Here is a 13,435-nt window from a genome sequence, read left to right on the forward strand (position 1 = left end):
GAGCAGGGCCTTCTGGCCGTGGGCTAGGGGCAGGTCGGCATTGGCGGTCTTGGTGACTTTCAGGCTGCCGCCATCGAGCACCAGCCAGGCCCAGCCGCTGCCGAACTGGGTGGCACCAGCGGTTTTGAACTGCTCGACGAAGGCCTCGTAGCTGCCGAAATCAGCATTGATCTTTTCGGCCAGAGCGCCGGTGGGCAGGCCACCACCAGCGGGCTTCATGCACTGCCAATAAAAGCTGTGGTTCCACACCTGAGCTGCGTTGTTGAAAACGCCAGCCTTGCCAGCATCACCAGCCACTGCGGTGATGGTGTCTTCCAGGCTCTTTGCCTCAAGGTCGGTGCCAGCCACCAGGTTGTTGAGGTTGGTCACGTAGGCAGCGTGGTGCTTGCCGTGGTGAAACTCCAGGGTGGAGCGGGAGATGTTGGGCTCGAGCGCATCGAGGCCGTAGGGCAGCGCGGGCAGCGTGTGAGCCATGGAGAGGAAAAAGAAGAGGGGGTAGGCAGGAGGGGCGGCGCGCCAGCATCCAGCCAGAGCGTCCATCCTAACGATCCCAGCCCGCAGCTCAGCCGCCGATGCGCAACAGCTCCACCTCGAAAGTGAGGGTGGCGTTGGGAGGGATAACGCCGCCGGCGCCACGATCGCCGTAGGCCAGATCGGGTGGAATCACCAGCTTGCGCTTGCCGCCCACCTTCATGCCAGCCACACCCTCATCCCAGCCCTGGATCACCCGGCCGCCGCCAAGGGGAAAGGAGAAGGGACCGCGGCCGTAGCTGCTGTCGAATTCCGTGCCGTTGGCCAGGGTGCCCCGGTAGTTCACGGCCACGGTCTGGCCGGCGATGGCTTCAGCGCCGTCGCCGACTACTAGGTCGGTGATGCGCAGGCCGCTGGGGGTGGTGCGCTCTTTAGGAGCGTTGAGTTCACCTCCGAGGCCGCTGGCCTGGGCGATCTCAGCTCCGTTGGTTTGATCGTTTTCGCTGGCCATCACAAAAAGGGTGGGGTTGGGGTCGTCGGGGTCGAGCTCGAAGCTGCTGCTCACGGCTGGCCGCGCTTGGGCTGAAAACAGGGAGGCCATGGCTTGGCCACCGGCGCTGGCCGCATCAACTCTGGCCGCGTCAACCACGGTTGGATTGACCAGCTGGCTCACCAGAGCCAGCAGCAGACAGGCCACGCAGACAGCGGAGCTGATCAGGATGTCGCGCATGGGACTCCAATTACTGGACTGATTCTGACGGGCAGACGGATAGCCAGGGCTGATCAGTCGGGAATTTCGATCTCGCCAGGCATTTCATTACCTGGGCGCTGACGCAGGCTGCGTTCAAGCCGGTCGAGTCGGCCCCGCAGCTCATCAAGTTCGCGCTGACGGGCTAGGCCTAGGTCTTGCAGGAGCTGGTCTTTATTGCGCTCCAGCTGGCGCTCGGCCTGCTGCTCTAGCTCGGGGGTTTCGCCCCGCAGGGCTTTGAGTACGTCGTCGACGAGGGCTGGAGCCTGGCTGGGATCGAGCTTGCCGCTGCGCACCCAGGCTTGGGTCACGCTGCGCAGCCGCTCTGACACCAGGGAGGTGGTGCCGAGGCCGCGCAGCAGCAGTTGTTGGAGGGGGTTGTTCGGATCCATGGCGGCTTGATTCCCCAGACACCCTGGCGCTTCCTACTCTTGCTTGCCATGGGCAATGACCGGCTGGGGGGGTGGTGGCTGGCGCTGGCCTCGGGGCTGCTGGCCGGGCTGGCGCTACCGCCTCTGGGCATGCCTCCCCTGCTTTGGCTGGCCCTGGTGCCCCTGTGGGCCCTGGCTGGCTCAGCTCTCGGCGCTTGGGGTGGGGCCCTGTGGGGAGCTGCCGCCGTGCTGGTGAGTCACCGCTGGTTGCTGGGTCTCCATCCCCTCGATTGGATCGGCGTACCGGGCCCCTTGAGCCTGCCCCTGGCCCTGTTGTTGCTGTTGCTGTGTGCGCTGGCGGGAGCACTGCTGGTGGCTTTATGGGTGCTGCTAGCGAGTCGCCTAGACCCGCGCCGCTTCAGCAGCGCCCTGCTGTTAGCCGCTGGCTGGGGGCTGGTTGAGGTGCTGCTGGCCAAAGGGCCCCTTTTTTGGCTGGGGCTGGGGGCTGCTGCCCTACCCGGCGATCGCCCCTTGGCGGGCTTGGCTGCCCTTGGTGGTGGTGGCCTGCTGGCGGCGGTGCAGTTGCTGCTGGGTTGGTGCCTCTGGCGCTGCTGCACCGCCCCCCAGCGCCGCCGCTGGCTTGTGGTTACAACCGCTGCCGTGCTGCTCAGCCACGGCGCCGGTGCTGCTGCCCTAGCGGCCATGCCCCTGCGGGGGGAGGGCGGCAGCGAGCGAGTGCTGGTGCTGCAGCCGGCGATTCCCACCCGCCGCAAGTTTCAGTGGGACCAGCAGCAGCGGCTGCAGCAGCGCCTGGGGGCCGCGCTGGCGGAGGCGGCCCAGCGCTCGGTGGATGTGGTGGTCCTGCCGGAGGGGGCCCTCGGTCTTGAGCCCCAGCTGGCGCAGCCGGTGCCGGTGGAGCTGATCAGCGGCGGCTTCCGCTGGCAGGAGGTGGCGGGGGAGCCCGAGCAGCGCAGCGCCCTGTTGCGCCTGGCGCCAGGGGAAAGCCGGGCGAGTAGCTGGCTCGATAAGCATCGGCTGGTGCCCCTGGGGGAATGGGTGCCCCTGGCAAACCTGGCTCGCTGGAGCGGCCTTTCGGCCGTGGGGGGTCTGCAGCCAGGAGCGCCGTCGCGGCTAATGCTCCGGCCAGCTGGCGCCATCGGCGGGGCAATTTGCTACGAGCTATCCGATGGGGCCTCCCTGGCTGCCGCCGCCCGCGAAGGAGCCGGCTGGCTGCTGGCCAGCGCCAACCTCGATCCCTACCCGCTGCTGCTCCAGCAGCAGTTTCAGGCCCTGGCCCAGCTGCGGGCCATCGAAACTGGCCGTTGGCTGGTGAGTGCCGCCAATACGGGGCCAAGCCTGCTGGTGAATAGCCGCGGCTTGCCCGTGGCCTCGCTGCCTTCCGGGCGGGCAGCCACCGGTGTGTTCACCGTGCCCCGCCTGCAGACCCCCAGCCCCTACGACCGCTGGGGAGAGCTTCCCTTGCTACTGGTGCTGGTGGGGGCGGCTTGGCGCAGATGGCTCTGAGGGATCACCTGCTTCGGCATAGCTGCCGGAGCCAGTCGCTGGGTTGATCGCCGCTGCGGGCGGTGGTGTTCAGCATCGACTGGGCTAGGGGCCAGCCCCCTAGCCGCAGGACTCCCCAGAGATGAGCCGCCACTGCCACGCCTACCAACAGCCAGGCAAGCAGGTGTAGGTGATAAGCGAGATGGTGCAGTTGGCGGCTGCGCAACCAGTCTTCTTGCATCAACTTGCCGCTGCCTATCGCCAGACCTAGGGCCAGCAGGGGGAGGGAGTTGCTGGGGCGTTGCAGCCGGCGCCGCCCCAGGGTGCAGGCGTAGACAGCCAGCAGCACCGCAAACGGCAACATCACCACGCCCAAGCTGCCGTGGATGTCAATCCAGTCGCCTGGCAGCTGCAGTGGTAGCCGCCCCCAGCGTCCGTCATAACGGCTGTAAACCACCAGGCCCGTTAGCCAGCAACCCAGCAAGGCCAGGGCGCTGCAGCCATGCAGGGCGCGCAGCAGGGAGGGTTGATAGGGGCCCTTTCTTGGAGAGCTGGGCCTCACAGCAGAGCTGCTCATTGGTTTTTTGGCATTCTCGCCCTATCTCGCCGCCCTATCTCGCAGGCGTATCTCGCAGACGGTGGCTCAAAAGCATCCCAATGGTGTGGCCAAGGGCGACCAAAGCAACGCCACCGGCGAGGCTCGCCAGCAGCAACAGCGCGCTTTCCCCTGGTTTGCCGGCCTGCAGGGCCCTTGTCAGGTCCAACATCCAGGTGCAGAAGGTGGTGAGGGACCCGCAGAAGCCGATGCCTGCCCACAGCATCAGCCTTTTGCGCTGGCTGGCTTGGGCCAAAACCACCCCGAGCAGTAGGCAGCCCAGCATGTTGGCGACCACATCGGCATCCAGCTGCCAGCGCAGTAGGGCGCCGGGGATGGCGCCGCCGGCCACTAGGGCCAGGTCGCGCAAATCGCCCTTCAGGCTGCGGCTTGGCATGGTGCTCATGGCTGAGCGCCCAGGCTGAGGCCCGCCAGCATCGCCAGCAGCCCTCCTGCTACCGATCCTCCAGCGAGCACGGCAGCCTCGCGCCAATGCCGCTTGCCCAGCTCGATCCAGAGCTCGGCGCTGAAGCTGGAGAAGGTGCTGAAACTACCCAGGAAGCCGGTGCCCAGAAGAAGCAATGCTCTGCGGGAGGCTTCGCCGCAGCTCTGCTCTAGGCCCACAATCAGCCCTAGGGCAAAGCAGGCGATCACATTGACCCCAAAGGTGCCCCAGTGCCGGCTGGGCAGCACGGGCTCCAGGTGATCCACCACCCGGAAGCGGAGCCAGGCGCCGGGAACGGCGCCGATCGCCACCAGGAGGGCATCGGCCTCTGATGCTCCTGCGGCCATTGCTGTCCAACAACGCCTTGCCAGTCTGCCCCCGGCAAGGGAGCTCAGGGTCTGGTTGCGGTGGGATCGGGTGCTTGGCGGCGGAATAGTCCGTCGAGGTAATGGCGAGCCACGGCCCGGTCTGGGCAGCCGTGCTGGAAGAGAAAGCCGGCCAGAGCTGCCTGCATCAGGCGGTATTGATCCCACTGCGGGTGAACCCGGACAAACTCCCGCATGGCGTCGTACAGCTCCTCAGGGAACTGGTTTTCGACCGAAACAAAGGCGGGGGCGTGGTCCGGGATCTGGGGCATGGCGGCATCGGCCTGGGTCCCCCCATCACCCCACGCCAGGCGCTCATTCGTCAAAGGCTGACCCGGGAGGCGAGTCCGGCAAGACGCACGGCCGCCAGCACCGGCCCATGGGCGCTTTCGGGGTTTGGGAGCTGCGGCCTCAGGCTCGGAAGTGTTGCTTGGAGACGCGTCAAGGGGAGGGCCGTTTTCCCCATCCAGAATCAAAAGGATCAGGACGAGCGGCCGATATTGAGCCGCCGTTCTGTGGAAAAACCTACGCAAAGCTGGGGATAAGGGCGCTTGGCTGGGGAAAAGCCCACTGCTCAGCAGTAGTGATCAATCCCGGGCAGGCCTGCAGGAACCCCTATGGCCGGTCCCGATCGAGCGCAACCACGGCTTCAAGATCTGTTACGATTTCATCAAGTTTCGTAACTAACGAACATTCATGGCTGAATCCACTACCCGCTTCGGTTTTGTCGCTTTCGCTGAAACCTGGAATGGTCGTCTCGCCATGCTCGGTTTCGTGATCGGACTTGGTACCGAGCTCCTCACCGGTCAAGGAATCCTGGGCCAACTGGGTTTGGGCTGAATCCATTAGGGCTGAGTGCATCAGCCCTCTTAGCTATTCCCCTGGCAGTAATTACTGCCAGGGTTTTTTGTCTGCAGAATCTGCTGGTTGCCTAGCTGGCAATCGGCTTGGAGGCAATCACCGCCAAGAAAGGATCCCCTTTTTGGCCAAGCCAGCCGAGAGCTCCTGGAGCTGCTGTCTCTTCCGCCACCAGTTCCGGCCTGCCCCAACCTTGAGCCATCAGTACTTGGGCCACGTAGGCCAGGTGATCACGGTCGCCGCCGTCGGTCCAGATCTGGGGCGCTTTTTGAAAGAACATCCGGTTGCTGAACGCCACGATCACTTCACCCCTGGGCCGGACCACCCGCAGCAACTCGGCAGCTAAAGCTTCCGGTTGTTGAAGGTATTGCCAGCCGGCCACGATCAGAGCCACATCAACGCTGTCGTTGGCTAGCGGTAGGTGCTGATCAACGTTGAGGTTTTGCACCCAATGGCGATCAAGGCGCGGATTGGCTTTGAGCTCTTCGGTATTGAGGCCATGGCCGATCACCTCCTGATAGGTGATGTCCTCTGGCAGATGGCTCACCCAGCTGCTCATCAGATCCAGCACGGTTGCGCAAGGGGGAATGCGCTCGCGATACAGAGAGGTCAGCCGGGCGCGGAAGCTGGCATCGAGGTGCTGTACGAAGCGGGGCTCGGCGTAAAAAAGAGCGTCGTCTGAGCGATCGAGCTTGTAACGGTCGGCTTCGTTAAGCACCGGTACGTGCGCAATCATGGTCACGGAGTGGGGTGTTTGGAGCAGAATTGGATCATGGCGGAGCCGCAAAGCGGCTGCGTCTTATCAGATCTTGCTCCTTGGCGCTAGACTCTGCAAATCTCCTTAACAATTGGATCGTCGCCGCATGTTCACGCTTGAGAAGGCAACCCAGATCTTTCCCGATACAGCTTCAGCTGACGTCGTGCCTGCGATCACGGCCCGCTTTCGCTTGCTGAGCGCCGAGGACCAACTGGCTCTGATCTGGTACGCCTATCTCGAAATGGGCAACACAATCACCGTGGCCGCCCCTGGCGCAGCGCGGATGCAGTTTGCCGAGCCTGTGCTCAACCAAATCAAGGCGATGAACTTCGCTGAGCAAAGCCAGGTGATGTGCGAGCTTGCCAATCGCGCCGATACCCAAATCGGTCGCACCTACGCCTGCTGGTCGGTGAACATCAAGCTGGGCTTCTGGTACCAGTTGGGCGAATGGATGGCCGCCGGTTTGGTTGCTCCGATCCCCGAGGGCTATCAGCTGTCGCCCAACGCTTCTGCGGTGCTCAGCTCAGTGAAAGCTGTCGATCAGGGTCAGCAGATCACCCTGCTGCGCAACTTTGTGGTTGATATGGGCTACGACCCCGCCAAAGGCGAGGGACAGCGGGTCATGGAGCCCATTGCCGCTCCCACTCCCCAGGAGCAGCGCAAGCGGGTGTTCATCGAGGGCGTTATCAACCCAACGGTGAACAGCTATATGGACCTGCTGAACGCCAACGACTTCGACAACCTGATCGAGCTGTTTCTGGCGGATGGCGCACTCCAAGCCCCTTTCCAGAAGCCAATCGTGGGACGTGACGCGATCCTGCGCTTCTTCCGTGAAGACTGCCAGAACTTGCAGCTTCTTCCTGAGCGCGGTTTCGCTGAACCCACAGAAGGTAGCTTCACCCAAATCAAGGTGACTGGCAAGGTCCAGACCCCCTGGTTTGGAGCCGGAGTTGGTATGAACGTTGCTTGGCGTTTCCTGCTCAACCCTGACGGCAAGATCTACTTCGTGGCCATCGATTTGTTGGCTTCCCCTGCAGATTTGCTGAAATTCGGCCGTTGAGCGCAGCCAGCCGCAAGGGGCTTCTGCTTGCCGCACTGATAACGATGGGTTGGCTGGTCAGCCTTGCTGGCCTGCTGAGCTGGGATTTAAACGCCATCCAGCAGGCCAGGCCATGGGTCTGGCTTGCCATCTTTTTTGGAGTGGTTGGCCGCACCCTGCTGCAAACAGGCCTATTCATCGTTGGTCACGACGCCATGCATGGGGTTTTGTGGCCCCATTGCCGCTATGGCAATGCCTTGCTGGGCAGGATCGCCCTAGGCCTATACGCGGCGCTTCCTTATCAAGCCTGCTGCCGCAACCATCAACACCACCATCTATTCACTGCTAGCGCCTCTGACCCTGATTTCCACGGGGATCCAGCAGCAGGGGCCATCGCTTGGTATGCCCGCTTCATGGCTGGCTATCTCACCTGGGGCCAGATGGGCCGGTTACTTATGGGCTGGACAGTGTTGGCCTTGATCGCCTGCCGCTTGGCTCCATTCGGCTGGCTGAATGTGCTGCTGTTTTGCACCTTGCCCCTGCTGCTCAGCTCGCTGCAGTTGTTTGTTTTCGGCACCTACCTGCCCCATCGAGGCCAGCGTTTGCCCCAGCGTCGCCCCCACGCCGATAGCCTCGAAATGGCTCCCTGGCTTTCCTTACTGGCCTGTTTCCACTTCGGTTATCACAGGGAGCACCATGACGCCCCGACGCTTGCCTGGTTTGAACTTCCGGCCCAGCGGCGTATGTCTCGCAGCAGGCTGAGTCCCCGACTAGCCTCGCTGCTAAGGGAGAGGGCCCAATTCACATGATGGACACTATGCTTGAGGGTTGGACAGATACGGAGCAGTCAGTTGCCCGCGAAGCCTTCGACCGTGCCTACACCAGGGCAGTGCAGCAGCTAGTGGCTCAGGTGCGTGCCAAGGCCGTCGAGCTTGAAGATGCTGAAACCGTATGGCAGCTGCACGATTACCTGAGTATCGAGCGCCACACGATCGAAGGTCGCTTTGATTTCCGCCTCGACGGCATCCTGTTTGTGTTTGCCAGCTTGGTCAAAGACAGCCTGTTGCAGCTCGACGAACTGAATGGTCTAGAAGCCGAGAAGCTGGCCAAGATCGTGGCCATGTCCCGCTTCTAGCCCTCAAGTGATTGAGCGGTTGCGCTGATCGGGCATTGGCCTTGGGCTGGGCGGCTCGAAGGCAGGCAACAGGCTGTTAACCCCCAGCATCACGAAGCCAAGGGCTCCCAACAGGGCCAGCAGCCTTAGCAGCCAGGGACGCCCCTGGTCGATGGGCCAGTCGTCTTGATCCTCCATTGATGGAGCCAAGGGCTTGCGGTTGCGCATCAGATGTAGAACATCGGCAATGGCTGCTTGAAGGCATCGTGTTCGCGCAGTAGTTGGGCCAGGGTGGTTGCGGTGAGAAGGGCTTCCTTTGTGGCTTCCAGTTTTTGGTCTAGAGCAGCAAGCACTAGGAAGGCCGGGTCATCTGATTCTCTTTGCAGTTCCGTGTTGCTGCTGCCTTCCAGCGCAGCCACTACATCGGCCACAGTGATGTTGTCTGGATTGAGGGCGAGTTGAAAGCCACCCCTCGGTCCGCGGATGCTGTTTAGCAGTCCGGCCTTGCGCAGGCCGGTGAGCATCTGCTCGAGATAGCGTTCGGGAATGGCATGGCGCTTGCAGATCTCGCCGGTTTGAACCAAGGCTCCAGAGGCGTAAGCCCCGGCGAGGTCTATGAGGGCGACCAATCCATATTGGGTTTTGGCGCTGAAGCCCATGGGCTTGCAATGGTCAACTGCCATTCTGCCAGCTAAACAACGCAAGGCGGGTTGGAAATCCCAAGAGCAGTCAACTGGTTGCGGCAAGAGCCCCCAAACCAAAACCAGGCTGGGGGCTTTTCATTAAGACAGCTCGTTGGTTGGGTGGAAAAAAGTTTGAGTATGAATATGATTGGCTATGAAAAGGGTCAGCTATGAAAAGGGTCGGTTGCGACCTGATGGTGGCTCTGAGTCAGGGGCAGCATCACCTCCGAAGATCGGAAATTGGTTGGAGCTGAAATCTGTTTAGGCCCATCTCCCCTATTCCCGTATGGCCGCAAGCCCTTTGCCTAGATAGGCTTTAGGGGTTGGGGGAGAAAAGGTAGTGACGAAGCAGGAAGATCTAATTCAACGGGCGTTGCTGGCGTCGGAGCAGCGCTACCGGCGTCTTTTTGAGTCTGCCCAAGATGGCATTTTGATAATTGATGCGTTGACTGGCTTAATTCTGGAGGTCAATCCCTACCTTTGCGATCTACTTGGTTATCCCTCTGCTGAAATTGTGGGCTTGAAGTTGTGGGAGATTGGCGCTTTTGTTGATAAGGGTAAATCGATTGAGGCTTTTTCTGATCTGCAAGACAAGCTCTATGTTCACTATGACGACATGCCTCTGCTCACGAAGGCCGGAAAGTCGATAGCGGTGGAATTTGTTAGCAATGTCTATTCGGTTGGCGAAGCTATGGTGATTCAGTGCAATATTCGTGATATCTCGGAGCGGAAGCGGGCCGAAGGCCTGCAGCAGGCCTATGACAATGCGGTATTGGCCGGTTTAAGTGGCATCGTTAATGCCCTCACCTCGGTGCTGGAGGCGCGCGACCCCTATACCGCTGGGCATACTCACCGAGTGGCAGATCTTGCCGAGGCGATTGGTCGAGCGCTGGGCCTAGCTGCCAGCACCATGGAGGGTTTGCGCATTGCTGCACTTGTGCACGACATTGGCAAAATTGCAATTCCCGCAGAGTTATTGACCAAGCCCACCGCTTTGTCTGTTTGGGAAATGGCCCTGATTAAGAGCCATGTGGAGGTGGGATATGAGGTGCTTAGTGAAATTGATTTTCCCTGGCCGGTTGCTAAGGCGGTGCGTCAACACCACGAACGTCTCGATGGCAGCGGCTACCTTCAAGGGCTCGAGGGTGACGCCATCATTCTCGAGGCCAGGATTCTGGCGGTGGCCGACACCGTAGAAGCGATGACTACAAACCTTCCCTATCGCTTTGCTAAAGGATTGGGGGAGGCGTTGGAGGTGGTCAGTGCGGGCAAAAATACCCTGTTCGATGGCGCTGTGGTGGAAGCTTGCCTTGCGCTGTTCCGGGAAAAGGACTACTCCTTTCCCCAATCTTTGACCCGCCACGGTGGCAGCTCTAACTGAACTTCTGAATTGAGCTAGTGGGTTGCCCCCCGGCAGCTCATTCGCCAAACATCAAAAAACCCAGGGCTAGCCTGGGTTTGATATGGAGCCAAGCGGATTCGAACCGCTGACCCCCTGCATGCCATGCAGATTTTTTTATCGATGAGACTGCCTGCGACGAAAGCAAATAGCTGATGCCGCAACAGGTGTTAGAGGCTTGCTGAGACAGCTTGTACGGACTGGTTAGGACCTGTTCGTACCATTTTGCCCTAGATTTTGCCCTAGATTAGGGCAGTCGGTTGAGCACCTGCTGCATAGGCAGGGGGTCATGGCGAAGAAGATCTGGGTTGATGACGTTCGCGGTCTGCTCAAACGTGAGCACGGACGGGGCTGGGGAATTGAGGAGCAGTCCGGTCGGGTCAAGCTCTATCGGCGAGTTCCTGGTGATCGAAAGCAAGCAGTGACAACGGATCTGGCGTGGGCTCCAGGCAGTCAGTCCGAAGTTGTTCAGCTTGTGGCGACCGTCCGTAACCGGATGGAGCAGCTCGGTTTAGGTCTAAACGATGCATACACGCTGCTACACCGTTCTTCAGATGCAGGCTTCAACGGTGTCAACTGGACCGAGGTTGCGAGCCAGTACGAGGCCCATCGCATCCGGACAGGGGTCAAGCAGTCGACCTATAACGCCGAGGAGCGTTATCGGATCGATCGTTCTGTCCAGTTGCTCCTAGCTCCCAAGCGTGCCCCCCACGATGGCCGTGGGCTTCTTAAGGCCTACAGCACGCAGTACCTTGATCAGTTGCCGTCTGGGAGTCCCGGCCGTAAGCGCAACCTCCTCGACGTCGCAAGGTTTTTGACCTTTGCGGTGAAGACTTGCGGGGCTCCCACAAAGTGGTTGCCTGGCGATGTCCATGATCTTGCCGCTCTGGTCGGGATTCGTGAGTCGGCACCCAAGGCAACGGTGCCAGTCAAGCCTGAACAGCTTTTGCAGCTGCTGGAGTCCTTGGATGCAAACCCCGAGTTGGGTCTTGCTGTTGCGCTTGTTGGGCTCTATGGCTTGCGTCCGGCTGAGTTGATGGCCCTGAGGGTGGAGGAGGGGTATCTATACGTCGCGCCGGTCAAGCGCAATAAGGCAACCGCAAATCAGCCGAAGCAGAACAGGTTGGTATTGCCGCTTGATCTCAAGGAATTACCTGGTGAGGGCGCGAGGGTTTTGCAGCTGTATGCCAGTGGACTGGTCAAGTTGCCCACCAGCATTCGTAACGCCACTGATTTCAAAGCCTGTGGAGCAGCCTTTCGTCAGTACCTCGATCGTCACCCGTGCTGGCAGTCATCGGTGGCGGTTACGCCTGACTTGGTGCCCTACAGCCTTCGGCATGGTTATGCCTGGCGTGGGGTCAAGTACTACGAGCGCAGCATGCCGATGCGTGACCTGGCTGCCTTGATGGGGCATGACGTCCGCACCCACATGCGGCATTACGGCAGTTGGACGGACGACAAAGGACTTAAGGAATCAGCTTTGCAAGTTGTTGGGGACTTCATGGCCCTCCCGTCTGATCTTTCTATGCGGGATTCCACGCAGTAGTTGCAGGGCCAAGGCTGGAAGCAAGTGGATGCCCAATGGGGCATAGATGTCGATTCTTGATCACTGGTGACCACGTAGGCCTAGGCGAGAATGACTGCAAGGATCCGATCGAGTTCCTCGATTATTTTTTAGATGCCACCTCATGACTCCACTGATGCCTATGAGGGAGCTAATCAAGTTGGCCAGATTGGGCTAAAAACTTTACCTAGCAAAGTAATTGCCATGTCCTCCACTACGATAGCGATGGCGCTAGGTAGCAGACTTAATCAAATTGAAAATGAACTCCAGCTTATTTTCTCACAAGGAACTTGGTGAAATCGTTGAAAGGCTTTTGCTGCTAGATGCTGAGCTTGATCAGTTACTCTCAGAATATCAAACAAATGCCAGAAGGTCAGAGATTGAGACTCTCAAGGCTTCGTGTGATCCTTCCTGTCTATTATTTGGACTTGCAGCATGCTTGAGAGATGATTCAGGCGAGATTGAGACGGCCCAAGACTTTCGCAGTATTCCACTTGAGAAAGAGTTTTTTAAATGTGAAACTATAGACTGGCAAATAGATTCTTGGTCTGGCGTTGTAAATCCAAACACCTATGCTGACAAGCCTCATCCATGGCTTGATGATCCACAAATGGCAAAATTCCCGCTGGAGCTAGCAGAATGCTACGAAAGCGTCCTTTCATCTTATTTTGATCTTAACGGACTCTCGTGTAATCGAAGAGAGGCATGGAGATTTTGGTCGGCGAAAATCTTTAATGCAGGAACATCTCCGCTGCAAGAAGATGAAGAGAAATGGCAAGAAATGCAAAAAGCCTATTTCAACAGTGGGCCACGACGGAAAGAATTTCTAAATAATCTCCTTGCCGCAATAAGAAATCCTGGAGGAGACGTCTCGGGATTGACCATGCAGGAAGGCTTCGAGGGTGTAGGCGAAAATCTATTTGGATTTGTATATTTTGTAAGGAATGGAGACCTATGCAAAATAGGTATTACGGAAAACTTGCTAAGAAGGCTTGGAGAGCTTCGGCCAGATGAAGTTCTGAACGTAATTAGGTGTAAGAATTTTCAGGACGTCGAACGGAAGATGCATTTCGAATTCAGGGATATCCGCTTGCCTCAGACCGAATATTTTAGGATGGATCCAACTCATATAAAGGAGGCTCACAAACTATTGGCATTATTGGCAGAGCTCTGAGATCCCCTATGAACGCACAGATTGCCGGCCAGCACGTCGATTCCTAGGGCATCCATCGTCCAAGTAGCCAGCCCTGCTGATATTAAATTGCTCCTAAGGGCTTTAGCGGTCATGATGTCGGGAGAAGCGAGCAGACACGTTGAAGCACGTCAAAATCCAGACAATTTCACTGAAGGCGCACCCGACGCTCAATGAGAAGTGGGTGCAGGAGATCATTGCCGACCCCCTCTGCCAGGAAAGTTGACGCCTCTCCATCTCGACCACTTTTTTCACCAGGGGGCTTGATGGAGCAGAGCAATGCGTCGTTACAGCGAGGCCTTTAAGGCTGATGTGAGGAGGCGTATGACTC

At 59.3% G+C, this 13,435-nt stretch carries 18 protein-coding genes; 8 read left to right on the plus strand and 10 right to left on the minus strand.

Annotated elements, in window-relative coordinates; all coding sequences use genetic code 11:
• From KBY72_RS12550 to KBY72_RS12560, 3 genes are all read right to left on the minus strand, one after another.
• A partial coding sequence (locus KBY72_RS12550) for a superoxide dismutase (protein WP_254993727.1) occupies nt 1-474 on the minus strand: 474 nt, incomplete at its 3' end.
• 88 nt (nt 475-562) lie between these two features.
• Nucleotides 563-1,201 (minus strand): FKBP-type peptidyl-prolyl cis-trans isomerase, encoded by a 639-nt coding sequence (locus tag KBY72_RS12555; RefSeq protein ID WP_254941986.1) that lies wholly within the window; start codon nt 1,199-1,201, stop codon nt 563-565.
• 53 nt (nt 1,202-1,254) lie between these two features.
• A complete protein-coding gene (locus KBY72_RS12560; RefSeq protein ID WP_106502258.1) occupies nt 1,255-1,611 on the minus strand; it encodes a phasin family protein in 357 nt (118 codons plus the stop codon).
• A 48-nt stretch (nt 1,612-1,659) separates the two neighbouring features.
• On the opposite strand from KBY72_RS12560, the gene lnt reads away from it, so the two are divergent.
• Nucleotides 1,660-3,114 carry an apolipoprotein N-acyltransferase gene (lnt, locus tag KBY72_RS12565; protein ID WP_254993728.1) on the plus strand — a complete coding sequence of 485 codons (1,455 nt, stop codon included), beginning with the start codon at nt 1,660-1,662 and terminating at the stop codon, nt 3,112-3,114.
• Between the two features lie 4 nt (nt 3,115-3,118).
• Here the strand turns inward: lnt and KBY72_RS12570 are convergent, their stop codons facing one another.
• The 4 genes from KBY72_RS12570 to KBY72_RS12585 are packed head-to-tail and all read right to left on the minus strand — an operon-like array spanning nt 3,119 to nt 4,824.
• Entirely contained in the window at nt 3,119-3,670 is a 552-nt protein-coding gene (locus KBY72_RS12570) for a cytochrome B (RefSeq protein WP_254959770.1), read from the minus strand.
• A gap of 34 nt (nt 3,671-3,704) precedes the next feature.
• Nucleotides 3,705-4,094 carry a fluoride efflux transporter FluC gene (locus KBY72_RS12575; RefSeq protein WP_254959769.1) on the minus strand — a complete coding sequence of 130 codons (390 nt, stop codon included), beginning with the start codon at nt 4,092-4,094 and terminating at the stop codon, nt 3,705-3,707.
• Complete coding sequence (locus tag KBY72_RS12580; RefSeq protein WP_254959768.1) at nt 4,091-4,480, minus strand: fluoride efflux transporter FluC; 390 nt, start codon at nt 4,478-4,480, stop codon at nt 4,091-4,093. The genes KBY72_RS12575 and KBY72_RS12580 overlap by 4 nt, the downstream gene beginning before the upstream one ends.
• Nucleotides 4,481-4,524: 44 nt before the next feature.
• Nucleotides 4,525-4,824, minus strand: coding sequence for a DUF2811 domain-containing protein (locus tag KBY72_RS12585; RefSeq protein WP_396121794.1), 300 nt, complete (start codon nt 4,822-4,824; stop codon nt 4,525-4,527).
• A gap of 370 nt (nt 4,825-5,194) precedes the next feature.
• Here KBY72_RS12585 and KBY72_RS12590 point away from each other — a divergent pair, with 370 nt between their 5' ends.
• The gene (locus KBY72_RS12590) at nt 5,195-5,338 is read left to right on the plus strand and encodes a chlorophyll a/b-binding protein (protein ID WP_242036302.1); all 144 of its coding nucleotides are present in this window, start codon (nt 5,195-5,197) and stop codon (nt 5,336-5,338) included.
• Between the two features lie 91 nt (nt 5,339-5,429).
• Here KBY72_RS12590 and KBY72_RS12595 read toward each other — a convergent pair whose 3' ends face one another.
• On the minus strand, nt 5,430-6,092 hold the full coding sequence (locus KBY72_RS12595) for a class I SAM-dependent methyltransferase (RefSeq protein WP_254959883.1): 663 nt from the start codon (nt 6,090-6,092) through the stop codon (nt 5,430-5,432).
• Between the two features lie 127 nt (nt 6,093-6,219).
• Here KBY72_RS12595 and KBY72_RS12600 point away from each other — a divergent pair, with 127 nt between their 5' ends.
• From KBY72_RS12600 to KBY72_RS12610, 3 genes are read left to right on the plus strand one after another with little or no spacing between them, the layout of a single operon-like run.
• Entirely contained in the window at nt 6,220-7,173 is a 954-nt protein-coding gene (locus KBY72_RS12600; RefSeq protein WP_254993729.1) for an orange carotenoid-binding protein, read from the plus strand.
• Nucleotides 7,174-7,217: 44 nt separating this feature from the next.
• A complete protein-coding gene (locus KBY72_RS12605; RefSeq protein WP_254959766.1) occupies nt 7,218-7,961 on the plus strand; it encodes a fatty acid desaturase in 744 nt (247 codons plus the stop codon).
• Entirely contained in the window at nt 7,961-8,287 is a 327-nt protein-coding gene (locus tag KBY72_RS12610; protein ID WP_315859556.1) for a hypothetical protein, read from the plus strand. The genes KBY72_RS12605 and KBY72_RS12610 overlap by 1 nt, the downstream gene beginning before the upstream one ends.
• Nucleotides 8,288-8,290: 3 nt before the next feature.
• Here KBY72_RS12610 and KBY72_RS12615 read toward each other — a convergent pair whose 3' ends face one another.
• Nucleotides 8,291-8,494, minus strand: coding sequence for a hypothetical protein (locus KBY72_RS12615; RefSeq protein ID WP_254959764.1), 204 nt, complete (start codon nt 8,492-8,494; stop codon nt 8,291-8,293).
• Nucleotides 8,494-8,949 (minus strand): RrF2 family transcriptional regulator, encoded by a 456-nt coding sequence (locus tag KBY72_RS12620; protein ID WP_254959763.1) that lies wholly within the window; start codon nt 8,947-8,949, stop codon nt 8,494-8,496. The genes KBY72_RS12615 and KBY72_RS12620 overlap by 1 nt, the downstream gene beginning before the upstream one ends.
• A 340-nt stretch (nt 8,950-9,289) precedes the next feature.
• Here KBY72_RS12620 and KBY72_RS12625 point away from each other — a divergent pair, with 340 nt between their 5' ends.
• From KBY72_RS12625 to KBY72_RS12635, 3 genes are all read left to right on the plus strand, one after another.
• Nucleotides 9,290-10,330, plus strand: a complete 1,041-nt coding sequence (locus tag KBY72_RS12625; protein ID WP_254993730.1) for an HD domain-containing phosphohydrolase — start codon at nt 9,290-9,292, stop codon at nt 10,328-10,330.
• 307 nt (nt 10,331-10,637) lie between these two features.
• Nucleotides 10,638-11,894, plus strand: a complete 1,257-nt coding sequence (locus tag KBY72_RS12630) for a site-specific integrase (protein ID WP_254959761.1) — start codon at nt 10,638-10,640, stop codon at nt 11,892-11,894.
• Nucleotides 11,895-12,171: 277 nt separating this feature from the next.
• Nucleotides 12,172-13,086, plus strand: a complete 915-nt coding sequence (locus tag KBY72_RS12635; RefSeq protein ID WP_254959760.1) for a GIY-YIG nuclease family protein — start codon at nt 12,172-12,174, stop codon at nt 13,084-13,086.
• Nucleotides 13,087-13,435: the final 349 nt, after the last annotated feature.

The sequence above is a fragment of the Cyanobium sp. BA5m-21 genome (genome assembly GCF_024346235.1).
In the GTDB taxonomy this organism is placed as follows: Bacteria; Cyanobacteriota; Cyanobacteriia; order PCC-6307; family Cyanobiaceae; genus Cyanobium_A; species Cyanobium_A usitatum.